This is a genomic window from Vogesella sp. (assembly GCF_046297735.1).
Taxonomy (GTDB): domain Bacteria; phylum Pseudomonadota; class Gammaproteobacteria; order Burkholderiales; family Chromobacteriaceae; genus Vogesella; species Vogesella urethralis.
In genome coordinates this window covers 204,280-223,045 of the sequence record NZ_JBKBHK010000006.1, presented here as the reverse complement: position 1 = coordinate 223,045, position 18,766 = coordinate 204,280, and the positions used below count along the sequence as shown (strand labels likewise).

Annotated in this window: 17 protein-coding genes; 7 read left to right on the top strand and 10 right to left on the bottom strand. The window is 63.6% G+C overall.

Annotated elements, in window-relative coordinates; translation table 11 throughout:
* Nucleotides 1–362: 362 nt before the first annotated feature.
* The 3 genes from pssA to ACK4FZ_RS10050 all read right to left on the bottom strand — a co-directional run bounded on the left by pssA (nt 363) and on the right by ACK4FZ_RS10050 (nt 4,389).
* Nucleotides 363–1,709, bottom strand: coding sequence for a CDP-diacylglycerol--serine O-phosphatidyltransferase (gene pssA / locus ACK4FZ_RS10060; protein ID WP_409820409.1), 1,347 nt, complete (start codon nt 1,707–1,709; stop codon nt 363–365).
* A gap of 167 nt (nt 1,710–1,876) precedes the next feature.
* Nucleotides 1,877–2,974 carry a polyamine ABC transporter substrate-binding protein gene (locus ACK4FZ_RS10055; protein WP_409820407.1) on the bottom strand — a complete coding sequence of 366 codons (1,098 nt, stop codon included), beginning with the start codon at nt 2,972–2,974 and terminating at the stop codon, nt 1,877–1,879.
* 128 nt (nt 2,975–3,102) lie between these two features.
* Nucleotides 3,103–4,389, bottom strand: coding sequence for a glutamine synthetase family protein (locus ACK4FZ_RS10050; RefSeq protein ID WP_409820404.1), 1,287 nt, complete (start codon nt 4,387–4,389; stop codon nt 3,103–3,105).
* A 323-nt stretch (nt 4,390–4,712) separates the two neighbouring features.
* On the opposite strand from ACK4FZ_RS10050, the gene ACK4FZ_RS10045 reads away from it, so the two are divergent.
* The 6 genes from ACK4FZ_RS10045 (at nt 4,713) to ACK4FZ_RS10020 (ending at nt 10,765) form a co-directional block, all read left to right on the top strand.
* Nucleotides 4,713–5,252: an RNA pyrophosphohydrolase gene (locus ACK4FZ_RS10045; protein ID WP_144373638.1), complete on the top strand. Its 540-nt coding sequence runs from the start codon at nt 4,713–4,715 to the stop codon at nt 5,250–5,252.
* 3 nt (nt 5,253–5,255) lie between these two features.
* Complete coding sequence (locus ACK4FZ_RS10040) at nt 5,256–5,882, top strand: DUF2238 domain-containing protein (RefSeq protein ID WP_409820401.1); 627 nt, start codon at nt 5,256–5,258, stop codon at nt 5,880–5,882.
* A 7-nt stretch (nt 5,883–5,889) separates the two neighbouring features.
* Nucleotides 5,890–7,857: a DNA topoisomerase IV subunit B gene (parE, locus tag ACK4FZ_RS10035; protein ID WP_409820398.1), complete on the top strand. Its 1,968-nt coding sequence runs from the start codon at nt 5,890–5,892 to the stop codon at nt 7,855–7,857.
* A 163-nt stretch (nt 7,858–8,020) separates the two neighbouring features.
* Entirely contained in the window at nt 8,021–9,226 is a 1,206-nt protein-coding gene (locus tag ACK4FZ_RS10030; protein ID WP_409820395.1) for a diphosphate--fructose-6-phosphate 1-phosphotransferase, read from the top strand.
* A 55-nt stretch (nt 9,227–9,281) separates the two neighbouring features.
* Entirely contained in the window at nt 9,282–10,013 is a 732-nt protein-coding gene (locus tag ACK4FZ_RS10025; RefSeq protein ID WP_144373642.1) for a metallophosphoesterase, read from the top strand.
* A 77-nt stretch (nt 10,014–10,090) separates the two neighbouring features.
* Nucleotides 10,091–10,765: a hypothetical protein gene (locus tag ACK4FZ_RS10020; RefSeq protein ID WP_409820392.1), complete on the top strand. Its 675-nt coding sequence runs from the start codon at nt 10,091–10,093 to the stop codon at nt 10,763–10,765.
* 125 nt (nt 10,766–10,890) lie between these two features.
* Here the strand turns inward: ACK4FZ_RS10020 and ACK4FZ_RS10015 are convergent, their stop codons facing one another.
* Nucleotides 10,891–11,601 carry an alanyl-tRNA editing protein gene (locus ACK4FZ_RS10015; RefSeq protein ID WP_409820390.1) on the bottom strand — a complete coding sequence of 237 codons (711 nt, stop codon included), beginning with the start codon at nt 11,599–11,601 and terminating at the stop codon, nt 10,891–10,893.
* A 143-nt stretch (nt 11,602–11,744) separates the two neighbouring features.
* On the opposite strand from ACK4FZ_RS10015, the gene ACK4FZ_RS10010 reads away from it, so the two are divergent.
* Entirely contained in the window at nt 11,745–12,419 is a 675-nt protein-coding gene (locus ACK4FZ_RS10010; protein ID WP_409820387.1) for a pseudouridine synthase, read from the top strand.
* Here the strand turns inward: ACK4FZ_RS10010 and ACK4FZ_RS10005 are convergent.
* The 6 genes from ACK4FZ_RS10005 to ACK4FZ_RS09980 form a co-directional block, all read right to left on the bottom strand.
* On the bottom strand, nt 12,416–12,907 hold the full coding sequence (locus tag ACK4FZ_RS10005; RefSeq protein ID WP_144373646.1) for a DUF456 domain-containing protein: 492 nt from the start codon (nt 12,905–12,907) through the stop codon (nt 12,416–12,418). The two genes, ACK4FZ_RS10010 and ACK4FZ_RS10005, sit on opposite strands and share 4 nt — an antisense overlap.
* 85 nt (nt 12,908–12,992) lie before the next feature.
* On the bottom strand, nt 12,993–15,050 hold the full coding sequence (ppk1, locus tag ACK4FZ_RS10000) for a polyphosphate kinase 1 (RefSeq protein WP_409820384.1): 2,058 nt from the start codon (nt 15,048–15,050) through the stop codon (nt 12,993–12,995).
* A gap of 59 nt (nt 15,051–15,109) precedes the next feature.
* Nucleotides 15,110–15,379, bottom strand: a complete 270-nt coding sequence (locus tag ACK4FZ_RS09995) for an oxidative damage protection protein (protein WP_144373648.1) — start codon at nt 15,377–15,379, stop codon at nt 15,110–15,112.
* A 120-nt stretch (nt 15,380–15,499) separates the two neighbouring features.
* Nucleotides 15,500–16,813, bottom strand: coding sequence for an amino-acid N-acetyltransferase (argA, locus tag ACK4FZ_RS09990; protein ID WP_409820381.1), 1,314 nt, complete (start codon nt 16,811–16,813; stop codon nt 15,500–15,502).
* A gap of 117 nt (nt 16,814–16,930) precedes the next feature.
* Complete coding sequence (locus tag ACK4FZ_RS09985; protein WP_409820378.1) at nt 16,931–17,320, bottom strand: hypothetical protein; 390 nt, start codon at nt 17,318–17,320, stop codon at nt 16,931–16,933.
* A 36-nt stretch (nt 17,321–17,356) separates the two neighbouring features.
* A complete protein-coding gene (locus ACK4FZ_RS09980) occupies nt 17,357–18,748 on the bottom strand; it encodes a S41 family peptidase (RefSeq protein WP_409820375.1) in 1,392 nt (463 codons plus the stop codon).
* Nucleotides 18,749–18,766: the final 18 nt, after the last annotated feature.

The following is an 18,766-nucleotide window of genomic DNA, read 5'->3' as shown; positions in this document are numbered from 1 at the left end:
CGCCTCAGCGCCGATGATAGTGCGGGTTCCCGTGTGAAAGTAGGACACCGCCAGACTCCCTTAAGACAAAGCCCAGCTCAGACGAGCTGGGCTTTGTGCATTGGCGCGGTGAAAGTGCGAGTGCGCATTGCCGTGCCCAACCGACGCGTGCGATGTCCCCGACGTCCCCCCGATGTTTCCCTGGCGGCCAACCTTGGCCACGTCGCCCCCCACCCCATGCCGGCCTGCGGCCGGCCCCCGGATGCGCCTGCGGCTTATGCCGGGCTACGGCTATTGGTACGGCTATCGATCCGGTAGCTGATGGTTGGCAATGCCGTCATGAAAAAGCCCGCTTGCGCGGGCTTTTTATTGCTTGTTATCAGTCAGAGCAGGCGGTGGAAGAGCTTGTCGAGCCGGAAGCGGTTGAGTCTAGCCAGCAACTTGCGCACTTTGTCGGGATAGTGTTCCAGGCGTTCCAGTTGGCGGTAATGGCTGAGTACGTTTGTATGCTGGCGGATATTGGCCAGTTCGCGCTCGGTGATGCTTTGTAGTTGACCGTGCTGGTCGTGGATGAGCAGGCCGTTTTCCAGGTCGAGCCGGAAGGCGCGCGGGTTGAGGTTGTTACCGGTGATCAGCTGCAGGTGCTGATCTACCCATACCCCCTTCAGGTGATAACTGTTATCGCCGTCTTTCCACAGCCTTAGCTGGAGCTGACCCCGGTCGATGGCACCCTGCTGTTGGCGGGCGAAGCGGCGCAGGTTCATCTCGTACAGGTATGGCAGGCCGCCGATTACCTTGAACGGCTCGCTGGGCGGAATGTAAAAGTCGTTGGCCGTTTTGTCGCCGACGATGATTTCCACCTGCACGCCCCGCACCAGCGCCTGATCGATTGCCTTCAGCAGCGGTTTGGGCAGGTTGAAATATGGGGTGCAAATGCTGATGCGTTGCTGGGCGCTGTGCAGCAGGCGCTCCAGCAGTTTGTTGAAACGATTGTTGCGGCCAACTCCGACTATCGGGTGGATGCTGAGCCCGCTATTGCAGGGAGCACTATCGACCACTTGGTATTGGCTGCGCGCCAGCTGTTTGCGGAATAGTCGGGTAGCGCGGTTCTGGCTGCCTTTGTCGACGGTGATGGGCTGATCCAGACGCAGCACAGCAGGTGCTGCGGCCAGATAATCGAGCATGTAACCGGACAGGCTGTCCGCCAGGGCCGGGCTGTGAATCAGATGGTAGCGGTCAAAGCGGTAGCGTTCGCCGACGTGCAGGTAAACATTGTTGAGGCTGGCGCCGCTGTACAGCACGCTATCATCTATAACGTAGCCTTTGAGGTGCATGACACCGAACAGTTCGCGGGTTTGCACCGGTACACCGTAGATGGCCAGCCTTGCCTGCGGATGCATTTCAGCCTGGTGACGGTACCAGGCAGCGTTGCCTTCCTGTTTTCCATGGCCGATCAGGCCACGCCGGGCGCGATGGGCGTCGACAAAGACTTTGATGTCCAGTTGCGGGTTGGCCGCAGCTGCAGCATACAGGGCGTCCAGGATACATTGGCCACCCTCGTCATCTTGCAGATAAAGCGCACAGAGATAAATGCGGCGTTTGGCTTGGCGGATAAGGGTAAGCAGTTGCTCGCGGTAGTCTGCCGCTTGATGCAGGATGCTGACGGATTCCGGCTGCAGGCTGATGCCTGGCAGGGAGCGCAGAGGATCGGTTGGCGCAAGGAACAGCATGAGGCCTTAACGGGTTAAAAAGCGATGAACACATGCTACCACCAGTGATAAAAAAAGGGGCTCCTTTCCCCTTTTCGGCACGCTGTTACGCGGTAATACAGCAGTTAATGAAAAAGCCCGGTTTACATGATAAACCGGGCTTTTTAGCAGAGCAGGAGGAGAGGGGCTTACTTGCCGGTTTTGAACTCTTGCCACAGACGGGTTGTCAGGCGCTGGATCTTGGGATCCATCGACGGCATCACGAAGCTCTTGGCGACGACGTCCTTGCTCGGGAAGATGGACGGGTTGGACAGGTGCTTCTTGTCGATGAACTGACGCGCTGCCAGGCTGCCTGGCGCATAGGTAACGGCGTTGGCATTCGCCGCCGACACTTTCGGATCCAATACGTAGTTGATGTAGGTCAGGGCATTGGCGACATTCTTGGCATCTTTGGGAATGACCATGCTGTCGATCCAGATGCCGACACCGGTTTTTGGTACCAGTGGCTGTACTTTCACACCATTTTTGGCTTCTTCGGCGCGTGTTTTGGCGATGTTCAGGTCGCCACCGTAGCCCAGAACCAGGCACAGCGAGCCGCCGGACAGCTCGTTGATGTAACCGGAGGAGGAGAAGCGGGTGATGTGGGGGCGTAGCGGCTTCAGCAGCGCAGCAGCAGCACGATAATCTGCTTCATTGGTGCTGCCTGGGTTCTTGCCCATATAGTGAAGTACCATCGGGAAAACTTCGGCTGCCGAGTCCAGCATGCTGACGCCACAGCTCTTCAGCTTGGAGACATTTTCAACCTTGAATAGCAGGTCCCACTCGTTAGCCGGCAGCTTGCCGCCTAGTGCTTTATTCACCTTGTCGCTGTTGATGCCGATAGTGTTCATGCCCCAGAAGTAGGGCACGGCAAACTTGTTACCCGGATCGAAAGCCGTCATCAGCTTCATCAGTTCCGGGTCCAGGTCTTTGTAATTGGGGATCTTGGACTTGTCGATGGGCTGGTACAGGTTGGCCTGGATCTGTTTGGCGAGGAAAGTATTGGACGGGTGTACCAGATCGTAGCCGGACTTGCCGGTCAGCATCTTGGCCTGCAGGATCTCGTTGCTGTCGTAGACGTCGTAGCGCACCTTGATGCCGGTGTTTTTCTGGAAGTTCGGCAGCGTGGACTCGGCAATGTAGTCCGACCAGTTGTAGACGTTCAGCTCTTTGCCGGCGGCCAGGGCGGTACCGGATACGGCGGTCAGGGCCAGCGTGGTGGCCAGAGCCAGAGTGGTTTGCTTCATCAAGTTCTCCTTGCAGTGTGACTGCTTATTTCATGTCGCGGCTTGATTATGCCGATGGGCCAATTAAAAACCTTTGCACAAAATTGCTCAACTACTACCTGACGCAGCCCGCATTGTAGCGTGCGGGGTCAGGCTTGGGGGGCGAGATACGCCCATTCCCAGGGGGTAACCTGTTGCTGGAAATGTGCCTGCTCAAGCTGTTTGAGCTCGGCGAATACCTGACAGAACCCGGCGCCCAGCAGTTCCTGTAGTGCGTCGCTGGCCTGCAGCGCGGCCAGTGCCTTGGCCTGGCTATCCGGCAAGGTGGCGGCTGCCGCGTAGGCGCTGTTGCTGCACGGTGGTGTGGCCTCGCGCTGTTCACGGATGCCAAGCAAGCCGCAGGCCAGGGTGGCTGCCAGTGCCAAGTAGGGGTTGGCGTCGATGCCGGGCAGGCGGTTTTCCACGCGCCGGGCTTGCGGGCCGCTTTCCGGCACCCGCAGGCCGCAGGTGCGGTTGTCGTAGCCCCATTCCACGTTGATGGGCGCGGCGGTGTGCGGCGCCAGCCGGCGATAGGCATTGGGGTTGGCCGCAAACAGCAGCATGGCGTGCGGCAGATAGTGTTGCAGGCCCGCGATATAGTGGCGAAAGCGCGGATGCTCGCTGCCGTCTGCCTGGCTGAAAGCATTGCGGCCATCGCTGTCCAGCAAGCTCTGGTGGATGTGCATGGCGCTGCCGGCGTGGCCGGCAAACGGCTTGGCCATAAAGCAGGCCTGCAGGCCGTGCTGGCGCGCCAGGTTGCGTAGCGTGCGTTTGAGCAAAAACACCTGGTCGGCTAGTTGCAGCGCCGGGCCGTGCTGCAAGTTCAGCTCGTACTGGCCGTTGCCTACCTCGTGCAGCAGGGTGTCGGTGGCGATGCCTTGCTGGTGGCAGTACTGTTCCAGCTCGGCAAAGAACGCTTCGTGTTGCCAGGCGTGGTCCAGCGCATAGGCCGGCGACACCGGCTCGCTCTGGCTGCCGTCGGCGGCCAACAGGTAAAACTCGATTTCCGGGGCCACGACCGGAGTCAGGCCATCGGCCGCAAACGCCGCTAGCACACGTTTGAGCACGTTGCGCGGCGCAAACGGCACCGGCGCGCCCTGACGGTCGTGACAATCGTGGATCAGCTGGGCAACGCGGCGCGCGTTGCCGGGTTTCAGGCTTAGCGTGCTGTCGTCGGGTAGCAGCACCAGATCGGGGTCGGTTTCGGGTACCAGCTGCTGTTGCGGGTCGCCCATCCAGCTCTGGATCAGGCTGACTTGCGGAAAGCGCAATTCGCCGCTGGCGGGGTAGTGGCTAACCGGTACCAGTTTGCCGCGCGCCTGGCCGTTCAGGTCGGCAAACAGGCATTCAATGTGGGTGATGGCGTGCTGTTGCAGCCAGTCGTGCAGGGTGCTCATGGGCAGGGTTCCTTGAAAGTGTCGAGACGATAGCCGGTGCCAACAGGCCGGCGTTGCCGGTGGCACTCAGCGGTTGCTCGAACACGCCCAGGGAAACATGGCAAGGTATGCGTACGGTACAAAGCGGTAGCAGGTAACGCATGACGGGCCCTTGCGGAGGAGACAGCCCACAGTTTTAGGGGCTGCCAGTGTTGGGTGTCAATTATATTTAACGGTTTTGTATGGTTATGCAAAACGATGTGACAACGATGCGACGGTGAGCCGTGCGCGGCGACGGGAAATGTGCAAAAATCCTGCCAACTAACGAATTTGCAGGTTTTTCCATGCTGGACCGGGACGGATACCGCCCCAATGTCGGAATCATCCTCATCAATCACAAGCATGAGGTGTTCTGGGGCAAGCGGGTGCGAGAGCACTCGTGGCAGTTTCCGCAAGGAGGCATCAAACCTGGCGAAAGCCCCGAGGCCGCGATGTATCGCGAGCTGCTGGAAGAAGTGGGCTTGCTGCCGCAACACGTCAAGATTCTGGGTCGCACCCGCGACTGGCTGCGCTACGACGTGCCCACCAACTGGGTACGTCGCGAGTGGCGCGGCAGCTATCGCGGGCAAAAGCAGATCTGGTTCTTGCTGAAGCTGGTAGGCCGGGATTGCGATGTATGCCTTCGTGCGACCAATCACCCCGAATTTGACGGCTGGCGCTGGAATGATTACTGGGCGCCGGTCGATGCGGTGATCGAGTTCAAGAAAGACGTCTACGAGCGGGCGCTCACCGAGCTGACCCGTTTCCTGAAAGGGGTAGAAAGCCGTCGTGATTACCTGGCACGTATCGCCGGGGACGCGCCGAGCTTGCCAGACGAGGGCTAAGGCTTGCATACCGAACCTTTGCCACGGCCACGCACTGCGTTTGCAGTCGTGGCCGTTGTCGCTGCCTGGTCTGCCTGGCAGCCGTATGACACCACTACCTGGTGGATGGAGGCCATTCCGGCCGTTGTCGGCCTGCCGCTGGCGTCGCTATGCTGGGGCCGTTACCCGTGGACCAGGTTGGCCGCATGGGCGATGGCGCTGCACGCCATCATCCTGCTGGTGGGCGCGCACTACACCTACGCGCTGACGCCGCTGGGCTTCTGGCTGCAGGACGCGTTTGATTTCAGCCGCAACCACTACGACCGTATCGGCCATCTGGCGCAGGGCTTCTTTCCTGCCATCCTGGCGCGGGAGGTGATCCAGCGCGGTACCGGCCTGGCCGGCCGCTGGCTGGCGTTTCTGGCAACCTGCTTCTGCCTGGCGTTCTCGGCGTTTTACGAATTGATCGAATGGTGGGCCGCGCTGGCCCTGGGCGCCGGTGCCGACGCTTTCCTCGCCACGCAGGGCGACCCGTGGGACACCCAGTGGGACATGTTCTTGGCGCTGTGTGGCGCCATCCTGGCCCAGCTGCTGCTGGCCCGCCGTCACCAACAACAACTGGCGTCGCTGCTGCGGCGCCCATCGTGCTGACAGACACATGACACAACAACATTACGACGAATCCTCGGTACGCGTACTCAAGGGGCTGGAGCCGGTCAAAGAACGGCCCGGCATGTACACCCGTACCACCGACCCCACCCACATCTGCCAGGAAGTGATCGATAACGCCGCCGACGAGGCGCTGGGCGGCTTTGCCCGCAAGATCGCGGTCACCGTACACCTGGATGGTTCGCTGACCGTGGAAGACGACGGCCGCGGCATTCCGGTCGGCCTGCACCCGCAGGAAGGCGTACCGGTAGTGGAACTGGTGTTTACCCGTCTGCACGCCGGCGGCAAATTCAACAAGAAAGACGGCGGCGCCTATGCCTTCTCCGGCGGCCTGCACGGTGTGGGGGTGTCGGTCACCAACGCGCTGTCCACCCGGTTGGAGGTAGAGGTCAAACGCGAAGGCGGCGTGCACCGGCTGGTGTTTGCCGGCGGCGACGTCATCGAGCCGCTGGCCCGTGTGGGCGACTGCGGCCCGCGCACCAGCGGCACCCGCGTGCGGGTGTGGCCGGACGGCAAATACTTCGAAAGCCCGCGCTACTCGATGCCGGAGCTGGAGCGCCTGCTGCGCGCCAAGGCGGTACTGCTGCCCGGCGTGGCGGTCACGCTGACCATCGAGCGCCCCAGCGGCGACGAGGTGAAGGTGTGGCAGTACCCGGAAGGCCTGAAGAGCTATCTGGCAGAGCTGTGCGGTGACGATGAGCCGATCGCGCCGCTGTTTGCCGGCGAGGCGTACATCGGTGAAGAGCACGAGCAGTTCGCCAAGGGCGAGGGCGCACAATGGGCGATGGCCTGGTTCGAGGACGGCGCCAGCGGTGAAAGCTACGTCAACCTGATCCCCACACCGTCCGGCGGTACCCACGAAGCCGGCCTGCGCGCCGGCGTGTTCGAGGCGGTGAAGAGCTTTGTCGATCACCACAACCTGCTGCCGCGCGGCGTCAAGCTGATGGCGGAAGACGTGTGGAGCCGCGTGCGCTTTGTGCTGTCAGCCCGCGTGCTGGACCCGCAGTTCCAGGGCCAGACCAAAGACAAACTCACCAGCCGCGACGCGCTGAAGCTGGTATCCGGCCTGGCGCGCGACCCGGTAGAACTGTGGCTGAACCAGCACGTGGAAGCCGGCAAGAAGATCGCCGAGCTGGCCATCCGCCAGGCGCAAAGCCGGTTGAAGTCGGTGAAGAAGGTCGAGAAGAAAAAAGGCTCCGGCGTGGCCGTGCTGCCCGGTAAGCTCACCGATTGCGAGAGCGAAGATATCGAACGCAACGAGCTGTTCCTGGTAGAGGGTGACTCGGCTGGCGGCTCCGCCAAGCTGGCGCGCGACAAGGAATACCAGGCCATCCTGCCGCTGCGCGGCAAGGTGCTGAACAGCTGGGAAACCGACAAGGACCAGTTGTTCTCCAACGCCGAAATCCACGATATCTCGGTGGCTATCGGTGTCGATCCGCACGGTGTGGACGACACGCCGGACCTGAGCGGCCTGCGTTACGGCAAGATCGCCATCCTGTCCGACGCCGACGTGGACGGCTCGCACATCCAGGTGCTGCTGCTGACGCTGTTCTTCCGTCACTTCCCCAAGCTGATCGAACAGGGCCATATCTACATCGCGCAGCCGCCGCTGTTCCGCGTGGATGTGCCCGGCCAGGGCAAGAACCGCCCGCCGCGCAAGCTGTACGCGCTGGACGATGGCGAGATGGACGCCATCCTCGACCGCCTGCGCAGCGAGGGCGTCAAGGAAAGCGCGTGGAGCATCTCCCGCTTCAAGGGCTTGGGCGAGATGAACCCGGAGCAACTGAAGGACACCACCATGAACCCGGACACCCGCCGCCTGTCGCGCGTGCAGGTACGCCCCGGCGCCATGCAGACCACACGCGACATGTTCATCATGCTGATGGGCAAGGGCGAGGCCAGCAGCCGCCGCAGCTGGATGGAAGCCAAGGGCAACGAGGCCGAAGTGGACATCTGAGCCCGCCCGCTATTGCGCTCATCACCGGCCCTGCTTGCTGTTGCATGCAGGGCTTTTTGCTGGCCGGCCGTCGGCGGCAAGGTTGGCCGCAGTCGCTTGCGCCAGCGCAAGGCGAGGCGGCTGTCTGGTACTACAATGGTCTGCATCCACCCGGGAGACCATCATGCCACGCCTGCTTTATCTGCAATCCGGCGGCCCTACCGCCGTCCTCAACCGTTCGGCGCAAGGCGTCATCGAAACCGCGCGTACCCTTGGCGTGCCGGTCTGCGCGGCGGCCAACGGCCTGGCCGGCTTGCTGGCAGGCCAGCTGTACGACTGCAGCGCGGCAGCGGCGGCCAACATCCAGCGCCTGGGCTGGCTGCCTGGCGCCAGCTTCGGTACCAGCCGCCAGATTCTGGCGCCGTACGCGGCCGACCCGCAGCCGTGGCAGCAGCTGGCCGACGTACTGCGCCGCTTCGACATCGGCTATGTCCTGCTCAACGGCGGCAACGGTTCGATGGAAACCGCGCTGGCGCTGGGCGAGCTGGCACAACGTTTCGACCTGCCATTGCAGGCACTGGGCGTGCCCAAGACCATCGACAACGACCTGGAAGGCACCGACTTCAGCCCCGGCTTTCCGTCGGCAGCCAAATATCTGGCCAGCAGCCTGCGCGAGGTCATCCACGATATGCGCAGCATGGCGCGTGGCCGGGTATTCATCATGGAAACCATGGGCCGCCACGTCGGCTGGCTGGCCGCAGCCTGCAGCCTGGCGGCACCGGATGGCGAGCCGGCGCCCTTGCTGTTGCTGCCCGAAGTGGCGCTTGACGAGGCCCGCGTACTGCAGGCAGTGCAGCAACGGGTGGCGCGGGACGGTTACTGCGCCATTGCGGTGGCCGAGGGGCTGCGCCAGGCCGATGGCCGTTTCGTGGCGCAGATGCATGCCGACGCGGTGTACGGCCACGAGCAGCTGGGCGGCGCCGGCGCCTGGCTGGCGCAGCAGTTGCAAGCACAGCTGGGCGTGCACGCCCACGTGGCGCTGGTGGACTGCCAGCAGCGCGCCGCCATGCACCTGGCTTCGGCTACCGACGCCAGGCTGGCCTACGCCGCCGGGGCCGCCTGCGTGCACTGGGCGCTGGCCGGGCAGGGCGGCGTGATGGCAGGCCTGCAACGGGCGGGGGACGACTGGGTCGTGACGCCGGTGCCACTGGCCACGGTGGCCGGGCTGGAGCGCCGGCTACCGGCCGCGTTTATCGCGGAGGATAGCCTGGCGGTGACGCCCGCTTTTGCCGAGCACGTGCGGCCGATGCTGCAAGGCGAAGTGGCGCTGCCGTACGTGGACGGTCTGCCGGATTACCGCACGCTGAGCTGGCCGGTGCTGGCAGGGTGACGGCTGCCTAGGCGAGCGGCATAATGTCAGGCCACCCTCACCCCGGACCCTTGCCGTGTTTGCTGCCTTCCGCCGATTGCCCGCCAATGATGTTGGCCGCGACTTTGTCGTGGGGGACGTGCACGGCTGCTTCGAGACCCTGTCGCGCCTGCTGGGGCAGGTGCTGTTCGACCCGCAGCGCGACCGCCTGCTGTCGGTGGGCGACCTGGTAGACCGTGGTCCCGGCTCGCTGCAGGTGCTGGACTGGTTGGCGCAGATGTGGCTGTTTGCCGTGCGCGGCAACCACGAACAGATGGCGATCGATTACGACGCCAGCCCGGCCTGGCGCGAGCGTTACCTGCGCAATGGCGGCGACTGGTTCATCGACATGCCCGACGGCCAGCAGCAACGCTACCGCAGCGTGTTTGCCGCCATGCCGTTGGCGATGGAGGTGGAGGTCGGCGGGCGCAGCATCGGCCTGATTCATGCCGACTGCCCGGAAGACGACTGGATTGCCTTCCAGGCACGGCTGGCCTCCGGCGAGCTGGCACCGTGCCGCAGTGGCCAGACCGTGCGCCACGAAGCGTTATGGTCGCGGCAACGCCTGCGCGGCGAGCCACGCCAGCGCGTCGCCGGTATCGATATGTTGTGCGTCGGCCACACCCCGGTGCAGCTGGCGCGGCAGCGCGACAACGTGCTGTACCTCGACACCGGCGCGGTCTACGGCCGGGCGCTGACGCTGCTGTGCCTGAACGATATGAGCATCCATACCCTGGCGTGCGACGAGTGCGCTTTCCCCGACGATTGAACCTGCCACCCTTTCCGGGCTGCCATGCCCGTTGCGGCCAACTATGCTGAAGCAGCGTTGTCGTGAACGGAGGCCCCATGCTGCGTTGCGTGCTGATAGCCGTGTTGCTTGGCGGCGTGTGCCTGACCGTGCGTGCGGAAACGGTGCGTTTCTATCTGCCGTCCCTGCCCGGTATCTATGAAGAACGCGACGGCAAGCCGGCCGGCCTGTACGCCGACTTGCTGCAGCACATGGCCGGCCATGCCGGGGTGAGCTTGTCGATGTTCATCGCCAGCCGCCCGCGTATCCAGCAATCGATGCAGCTGCAAGACGATGCCTGTAGTGCGGTGACGCTACCGGCCAACGTGCCGGCGCCAGCAGGCATGCAATACGTGTTTCCGATGGGGCAGACGCAGGCGCAGCTGTTCACTCGCCCTGGCGACGCCCTGGCGCTTAGCGAGCTGGCGACAGTCACGCTGACGCAGCAGATGGTGTTTGGCGAAGGCGTGGCCAGCGTGTTGCAGCAACGCGGGCTGCCGGTGCCGGCACGCAGCCAGTCGTTGCAGGAGGCCGTGGCCATGCTGCAGGGGCAGCGTATCCGGGTGCTGTTTGCCACCCGTGCCGCGCTGTCGCGGCTGGCGCCAGGCACCTTGGCAGCCGGCCCGGAGCTGGGCGCGCTGGTGTCGTGGTTTACCTGTTCGGTGCACATGCCGCCGGCCATGGTGCAGCGCCTGGCCAGCGCCTGGCGCCAGGTGCCGCTGCCCCGCTTTTAGGGCCCGACAAGCTTCCCACCGCAGTGTTGTCGGGCTGGCGCCGGGCACCACCCAGCGCAGCGCCGCCCCCCGTATTGGAAAACGTCCCGCCCCCGTGCCATCGCAAGAAATGGTGCGAGCAGGCCCTAGTCGGCTAGCGCAATCACCACCCGTTTGTTGCGCGCGCCCTTGCTTTCGATTTTCTTCACCAGCACCTGGCCGATTTCACCGGTCTGGCGCACGTGCGTGCCGCCACAGGGCTGCAGGTCGATACCGTCGATGGCGATCAGGCGGATCTCGGGCAGGTCCAGCGGCGGCGTCACCGACATGGTCTTGATCAGCTCGGGTTGCGCGCGCAGGGCCTCGCCGCTGGTCATCTGCACCGTTACCGCATGGTTGGCCGCAATCAGCGCGTTCAGTTCGCGTTCGATGTGGTCGCGGTCCAGCTCCATGCCTTCCGGCAGGTCGAAATCCAGCCGGCCGCTATCGGCGGTGAGGTTGCCGCCGGTAACGCCGGCGCGGATCACGCACGACAGCAAGTGCAGGCAGGTGTGTACGCGCATGTGGCGATGGCGGCGCGCCCAGTCGAGCTGCAGCGTCACGGCGCTACCGGCGGCCAGCAGCGGGCTGCCGGCGGCCAATTGGTGCACGATCTCGCGGCTTGCCTTGTCGCGGCGGGTGTCGGTGATGGCCAGCTGGCTGCCATCGGCCAGTTGCAGCGTGGCCGTATCACCCGGTTGGCCGCCACCCAGCGGGTAGCACAGCGTGTCGGCCAGCACCAGGCCGCGCTCATCGTGGCTGAGGACGGTGGTGTGCAGCGTGGTCTGGTACGGGTCGAGGTAGAAACGTTCCGGCATGATGGGCTCTCTGCGGTCGGTGGAGGAAGCGTATGCCTATAGCGTGAGGCCGCGGTGTGCACATTTCAATAGGCGGTACGGTTTGCCGCTGCGCGTCAAAATGCCGGATAATCGCCGCCTGCTTTTTTGACCCTTGGCTGCCGATGAGCTCACCGCACACGCTGGAACACTACAACCCGCCGCCCGATACCGGCCTGTCGTTGTTGTATCAGGACGACTACCTGCTGGTGGTGGACAAGCCGGCGGGCTTGCTGTCGGTGCCGGGGCGCGGCGAGGCGCGTCAGGATTGCCTGATCCAGCGTGTACAGCGGCGTGTGCCGGACGCGCTGATCGTGCACCGGCTGGACATGGGCACCTCGGGTATCCTGCTGCTGGCGCGGGGGGAGGCGATGCAACGCACGCTGTCGATGGCATTTGCCGGCCGCCAGCTGCACAAGCGCTACGAGGCGATCGTCTGCGGCCAACTACAGCCCGCCAGCGGCGACATCCACCTGCCGCTGATTACCGACTGGCCCAACCGGCCGCGGCAGATTGTCGATCACGCCATCGGCAAGCCGTCGCATACCGGCTACCAGGTGCTGGCGTACGACGCCGAACGCGACGTCAGCCGCGTGTCGCTGACGCCGCATACCGGCCGCACCCACCAGCTGCGCGTGCACATGCAGGCACTGGGGCACCCGATCCTGGGCGATGGCTTGTACGCCACGCCGGAAGGCCAAGCCGCCGCGCCACGGCTGTTGCTGCACGCTTGCCAGCTGGGCCTGCCACACCCGGTAAGCGGCGAATGGCTGCAACTGGACTGTCCGGCGCCGTTTTAGAACAGCAGCGCGGTGGCAAACACCGCCAGCATGGCAAAGGCGCAGGCGATCTTGATCACGGTACCGGCCAGAAAGCCGATGAAGGTGGCCACGCCCACCTTGCCCGCTTGCTGCAGCGAGCGGCGCGCCTGCAGCTCGCCGATGACGGCGCCGACGATGGGCCCGATGATGGCGCCCACCAAGCCCAGAAACATGCCGACCAAACCGCCGATGAAGGCGCCGATCAGCGCCTGCCGGCTGGCGCCGCTTTTCTGGGCGCCCAGAAAGCCGGCCAGGTTTTCCATCACCATGCCGAATACCGCCAGCACGGCGATGATGATCAGTGCAGTACTGCCCACCACGGCAAATTCGCCCAGCCAGGCCGCCAGCAGCATGCCGCCGCCCAGCAGCGCCAGGCCGGGCAGGGCGGGGTAAATGGTACCGGCCAGCCCGATCAGCATCATGATCACCGCCAGCGCGTAGCCGGCCCAACTCCAGTCAAAGCTCATGCTTGCTCCTTATGTTGACCTTGCTAAGTAAAACGGCGCCGCCGGAAGTTCCGGGGCGCCGTGGCGGCCAACCTTGCGCGAGTGCTTAGCCGGTGTATTCCAGCAGCAGCGTTTCCTGTGCACAACGGCCCTTGCCGCGGGCAACGCGGCGGCGGTAGCTGCCGTCCGATTGCATTTCCCAGGCGTTGGTATTGTCTTCCAGGTACATCTTCAGGCCTTCGCGGATGATGCGGCGCTTGAGCTTGGCGTCCAGGATAGGCACGCAGGTTTCGATGCGGCGGAAGAAGTTGCGGCCCATCCAGTCGGCGCTGGAGATGAACAGGTCTTCGGCCTTGTCGTTGTAGAAGTAGAACACGCGGGTGTGTTCCAGGAAGCGGCCAACGATGGAGCGCACCGAGATGTTTTCCGACAGCCCTTCCACGCCCGGACGCAGCGCGCAGACGCCACGCACGATCAGCGTGATCTTCACCCCGGCCTGGCTGGCGCGGTACAGCGCACGGATCACCTGCGGCTCCAGCAGCGCGTTCATCTTGGCGATGATCTGCGCCGGGCGGCCGGCTTGTGCGTGCTCGATCTCGCGGTCGATGGCGCTGATGATCATGTTGTGCAGCGTGAAAGGCGACTGGTACAGGTGCTTCAGCTCGCCGGCACGGCCCAGGCCGGTAATCTGCACGAACAGGTCGTTGACGTCGGTGGCAATTTCTTCGTTGCAGGTCAGCAGGCCGAAGTCGGTGTACAGGCGGGCGGTACGCGGGTGGTAGTTACCGGTGCCCAGGTGCACGTAGCGGCGCAGCTGGCCTTCCTCGCGGCGCACCACCAGCAGCATCTTGGCGTGGATCTTGTAGCCGAACACGCCGTATACCACGTGGGCGCCGGCGTCTTCCAGGCGGGTGGCCCAGCTGATGTTGGCCTCTTCGTCGAAGCGCGCCATCAGCTCTACCACCACGGTTACCTGCTTGCCGGCGCGGGCGGCGGCGATCAGCGAGTCCATCAGTACCGAGTCGGTACCGGTACGGTACACCGTCATCTTGATGGCGACCACGGCCGGGTCGCTGGCGGCCTGGGTCAGCAGGTCGATCACCGGCTGGAAGGTCTGGAACGGGTGGTGCAGCAGGATGTCACCCTTGCGGATGGCCTCGAACAGCGGGGTTTTCTTTTCCAGGATGGCCGGCAGTGTGGCCTGGAACGGCGCAAACTTGGTTTCCGGGCGTTCGATGAAGTCCGGCACTTGCATCAGGCGCACCAGGTTTACCGGGCCGTCCACGCGGAAGACGTCCGGCTTTTGCAGGCCGAACGTGGTGAGCAGGAACTCTTCCATGTGTGCCGGGCAGGTGTCGGCAATTTCCAGCCGTACCGCGTCGCCGTACTGGCGCTGGCGCAGCTCTCCCTGCAGCGCGGTACGCAGGTTTTTCACGTCTTCGTCGTCTACCGACAGGTCGCTGTCACGGGTGACGCGGAACTGGTAGCAGCCTTTCACCAGCATGCCGGGGAACAGCTCTTGCACGTGCGAGTGCAGGATGGACGACAGGAACACGAAGGTATCGGCGCCGTCCGGGGCCAGCTCGGCCGGCAGCTTGATGACGCGTGGCAGGATACGCGGCGCCTGCACGATGGCAATGCCGGACTCGCGGCCGAAGGCGTCGGTGCCTTCCAGCTCCACGATGAAGTTCAGGCTCTTGTTCAGCAGGCGCGGGAACGGGTGCGACGGGTCCAGACCGATGGGGGTGAGGATGGGCATCAGCTCGCGGAAGAAGTAGTCGCTGATCCAGGCTTTCTGCGCGGCATCCCACTCGTTACGGCGCAGGAACAGGATGTTTTCGTCACGCAGTGCCGGGAAGATTTCCTCGCGCAGCAGGCGGTATTGCTCGCGCACCAGTTCGTGTGCTGCGGCCGATACCTTGGCCAGCGCCTCGGCCGGCGTGCTGCCGTCGGCCAGAATGCGGTCCGGCGTGATCTGGGCGGCTTCTTTCAGCCATGCCACGCGCACCTCGTAGAACTCGTCCATATTGGACGAAACGATGCACAGGAATTTCAGCCGCTCCAGGATGGGCAGGCGCTCTTCTTCAGCCTGTGCCATCACGCGGCGGTTGAATTCGATCAGGCCCAGTTCGCGGTTGAGGAGGTTGTCGTGTGGCGTGGTCATGGTTTATGCAATGCTGGTAAGGGGTGGTGCAAAAAAAGCCCTCAAACGAGGGCGGGGGCTTACTGCTGCGGGGTAAAGCCGGCAACCTGGTCGGCGCCCTGGCCGTAGAAGTAGGCTTCCAGCTGCGCTGCCAGGTACTGGCGGGCACGCGCGTCAGCCAGGCTGAGGCGGTTTTCGTTGATCAGCATGGTCTGGTAACGCAGCCAGCCTTGCCAGGCTTCTTTGGAGACGTCGGCGAAAACGCGCTGGCCCAGTGCGCCCGGCAGCGGCGGGAAGTCCATGCCTTCGGCTTCGCGACCGAGCTTAACGCAGTTAACCATTCTTGCCATGATGCATTCCTTGCTAAAAGTGGTGACACGATAGCTTTTTATTGTGTCACAGAGATGACGGGTAACCAACCGTGACAGCAGCAGGGGTACGCCCCTGCCGCGTCATTTTCTGGTGGCCGCTCAATCCTGCAGCGGTTTGATCAGCACCTTGGAGCGGCGGTTGTGGTTGTAGAGTTCCCGCCGTGCCGCCGGCAGGTCGTCTACGCTGGCGGGCAGAAAGCCGCGCTCGGCGAACCAGTGCGCCGTTTGCGTGGTGAGGATGAACACTTTTTTCAGGTCGTGCAGCCGGGCCTGGTCTTCTACGTGCTTGAGCAGGCGGTCGCCAAAGCCGGCGTTGCGGCGCTCCTGGCTGATGGCCAGGCACGCCAGCTCGGCCATACCATCCTCAGGAAATGGCAGCATGGCCACGCAGCCGTAGATGCGCTCGTCGTGTTCCAATACCGCGTAGTGGCGGATCTGCATTTCCAGGTGTTCGCGGCTGCGCTTGATCAGGATGCCTTGTTCCTGCAACGGGCGGATCAGCGCCAAAATGTCGCCCACGTCTTCGATGCTGGCTTCGCGTACCTTCACCAGCGAGTTGCGCGCGATCATGGTGCCGGTGCCGAAGTCGGTAAACAGCTCTACCAGCAGGGCGCCGTCTTCGTTGTGGCTGACCAGGTGCGAGCGCACCACGCCTTCGCGGGTGGCGCGGATGGCGTAGGGCAGGCTGATGCGCACTTCTTCGCTGTCGATGCCGCGCTGCGAGATGGTTTCGGCCTGTTCGGCCGAGATGGCGCTGTGCAGCACGCCATCGGCGTCCACCAGGCCATTGCTTTGCACCATGAAGATCAGTTTTTCCGCTTTCAGCTCGATCGCCGTCTGGCAGGCCACTTCTTCCATCGTCATGTTGAACGCTTCGCCGGTGGGCGAGTAGCCGATCAGCGACATCAGCACCAGCTCGCCCAGGTCCAGGCGCTTGTTGATGGCGGCTGTGTCGATCTTGCGTACGCGGCCGCTGAATTGCATGTCGGTGCCGTCGATCACGCCCAGCGGCTGTGCGGTGACAAAGTTGCCACCGGCCACGCGCAGGCAGGCACCGTGCATCGGCGAGTTGGGCATGCCCATCGACAGAAAGGCTTCCAGATCATGGCGCAGGCCGCCTACCGCCGATTTGACTGCTTCCATGGTCAGCGTATCGGTGACGCGTCGGCCGTGGTGAAACTGTCTGGCCACGCCACGCAGGCGCAGTTGTTCTTCGATTTGCGGGCGGGCGCCGTGCACCAGCACCACGCGCACCCCCAGGCTGACCAGCAGGTTGATATCCTGCGCCAGACCGTACAGGTTGCCGCGTGCCAGGCATTCGCCATTGACGGCAATGACGAAGGTCTTGCCGCGAAAATTGTTGATATAGGGTGCTGCTTCGCGGAAAGCCAGCACGAAATCGGGATGCAGCATGTGCAGCTCCAAACAGCTGAGGCCGAGAAAAACGCAAGAGTAGCAGGAATGCCGTTGCCCTGATATGGCACGGCGGTTACAGCAGGTACGGTTGGCCGCGCCGCCGGGGTTGGTGGCCTATTTTTCCAGTCGCAGTTCTTCCGGGGTGTCGTCCTGGTCGCCGTGCGGGTGCTGCTGGTACAAGCGGGAAAACGCCTCGCGCCCCTTGGTGGCGGTGGGCGGGCATTGCAGGTTGTCCAGCTGTACCTGTTCGCAGTAACAGGCGAGGTGGCATTGCAGGCGGTGGATGGGGTGGGGTGCCAGCCGGATGCCGGCTTGGTCCAGCACGGCCAGTAGTTGCACCAGCGAGTGCTGCGGCAGGGCGTATAGCAGGGTAAGTTGGCCGCGAAGGGCGTCAGCGCGGGTACGAATGCCGCACTGCTCGGCCAGCAAATGCGCGGCGTGCGCCGTCTGGCTGGGCTCGGCCAGCCTCAGCGTGCGGCATTTGAAATGGTCGGCGGTCTGCATGGCGTGCTCCCGGACGGGGCACGCCATGCATGCCCGTTAGTTGCCGGCTTTCTTCAGCAGGATCTGCTGTACTTTCAGTACATTCAAGGCCTGGTTCAGCTGGGTGTCAACCGGCTTGCCGTCGTCGTCAGTGGTTTTGCTGGCCGACGGTTTGGCTGCTGGTGTTGCCGGCTTGCCGTTGGCCGGTTTGCTAGCTGGTGCAGCTTCTTCACCGCTCGGGTTGCTCAGGTGCTTTTCCAGATCGGCTTCGCGGATACGCAGGCTGCTGCTTTCGCTACCATCTTCGGCAATGATGTCCGGGGTAATGCCTTTGGCCTGGATGGAGCGGCCATTCGGCGTAAAGTAGCGGGCCGTGGTGAGCTTGATGCCGCCATCGTTGGACAGCGGCAGTACCGACTGTACCGAGCCCTTACCGAAGGTTTGCGTGCCGACGATCAAGGCGCGTTTGTGGTCTTGCAGGGCACCGGCCACGATTTCGGAGGCCGAGGCCGAGCCGCCGTTGACCAGCACCACCAGCGGCACGGTTTTCAGTTCGGCCGGGGTTTTGGCGTAGTAGTCGGGGGTGTTGCCGCGCAGGTAGTACTTGCTGTTGGCGTACAGGCGCATCTGCGCATCGGCAACGCGGCCTTCGGTGTATACCACCAGTGCGTCCTTGGGCAGGAAGGCGCTGGACACGCCGACGGCGCCGTTGAGCAGGCCGCCCGGGTCGTCACGCAGGTCCAGCACCAGGCCTTTCAGCGGGGCTTTGTTCTCTTTGTACAGGCCGCTCAGCGCCTGGGCGAAGTTCTCGACCGTGTGCTCCTGGAACTGGGCCACCCGCACGTAGCCGAAGCCCGGCTCCAACATGCGTGATTTCACGCTCTTGGTCTGGATGATGGCGCGGGTGAGGGTAAAGACCAGTGGTTTGGATTCGGTCTTGCGGGCGATGGTCAGTGTGACCTTGGTGCCCGGCTTGCCGCGCATGCGTTTTACCGCATCGTTCAGCGACAGGCCGCGTACCGGGGTGTCGTCGATCTTCACGATCAGGTCGCCGCTCTTGATGCCGGCTTTCTGCGCCGGGGTGTCTTCGATCGGGGCTACCACTTTCACCAGGCCGTCTTCGGCGCCGATCTCGATGCCCAGGCCGCCGAACTCGCCCTGGGTGCCTTCGCGGAATTCCTTGAAGGCCTGCGGATCGAAGTAGTCCGAATGCGGGTCTAGGCCGGACAGCATGCCTTTGATGGCTTCGTTGATCAGTTTCTTGTCTTCAACCGGTTCGACGTAGTCTTGCTTGATGCGACCGAACACTTCGGCAAAGATGCGCAGTTCAGTCAGCGGCAGTACGCTGTCGCTCTTGTCGGCAAACGCCTGTACGCTGAGGGTGAGGGCACCGCCCAGCAAAGCGCCGGTGGTCATCAGTGCCAGCTTGCTTGTACGTGATGTGGTCATGTTCAGTGTCTCGTCCGG

What these genes read in the sequence shown, in the direction of transcription:
- ACK4FZ_RS10020 (WP_409820392.1), top strand. Translation starts at nt 10,091, where the DNA reads ATGCTGCGTTGCGTGCTGATAGCCGTGTTGCTTGGCGGCGTGTGCCTG.
- ACK4FZ_RS09980 (WP_409820375.1), bottom strand. Translation starts at nt 18,748, where the DNA reads ATGACCACATCACGTACAAGCAAGCTGGCACTGATGACCACCGGCGCT.
- ACK4FZ_RS10005 (WP_144373646.1), bottom strand. Translation starts at nt 12,907, where the DNA reads ATGAGCTTTGACTGGAGTTGGGCCGGCTACGCGCTGGCGGTGATCATG.
- ACK4FZ_RS10055 (WP_409820407.1), bottom strand. Translation starts at nt 2,974, where the DNA reads ATGAAGCAAACCACTCTGGCTCTGGCCACCACGCTGGCCCTGACCGCC.
- ACK4FZ_RS10010 (WP_409820387.1), top strand. Translation starts at nt 11,745, where the DNA reads ATGAGCTCACCGCACACGCTGGAACACTACAACCCGCCGCCCGATACC.
- argA (WP_409820381.1), bottom strand. Translation starts at nt 16,813, where the DNA reads ATGCTGCATCCCGATTTCGTGCTGGCTTTCCGCGAAGCAGCACCCTAT.
- ACK4FZ_RS10050 (WP_409820404.1), bottom strand. Translation starts at nt 4,389, where the DNA reads ATGAGCACCCTGCACGACTGGCTGCAACAGCACGCCATCACCCACATT.
- ACK4FZ_RS10030 (WP_409820395.1), top strand. Translation starts at nt 8,021, where the DNA reads ATGCCACGCCTGCTTTATCTGCAATCCGGCGGCCCTACCGCCGTCCTC.
- pssA (WP_409820409.1), bottom strand. Translation starts at nt 1,709, where the DNA reads ATGCTGTTCCTTGCGCCAACCGATCCTCTGCGCTCCCTGCCAGGCATC.
- parE (WP_409820398.1), top strand. Translation starts at nt 5,890, where the DNA reads ATGACACAACAACATTACGACGAATCCTCGGTACGCGTACTCAAGGGG.
- ppk1 (WP_409820384.1), bottom strand. Translation starts at nt 15,050, where the DNA reads ATGACCACGCCACACGACAACCTCCTCAACCGCGAACTGGGCCTGATC.
- ACK4FZ_RS09995 (WP_144373648.1), bottom strand. Translation starts at nt 15,379, where the DNA reads ATGGCAAGAATGGTTAACTGCGTTAAGCTCGGTCGCGAAGCCGAAGGC.
- ACK4FZ_RS10015 (WP_409820390.1), bottom strand. Translation starts at nt 11,601, where the DNA reads ATGCCGGAACGTTTCTACCTCGACCCGTACCAGACCACGCTGCACACC.
- ACK4FZ_RS10045 (WP_144373638.1), top strand. Translation starts at nt 4,713, where the DNA reads ATGCTGGACCGGGACGGATACCGCCCCAATGTCGGAATCATCCTCATC.
- ACK4FZ_RS09985 (WP_409820378.1), bottom strand. Translation starts at nt 17,320, where the DNA reads ATGCAGACCGCCGACCATTTCAAATGCCGCACGCTGAGGCTGGCCGAG.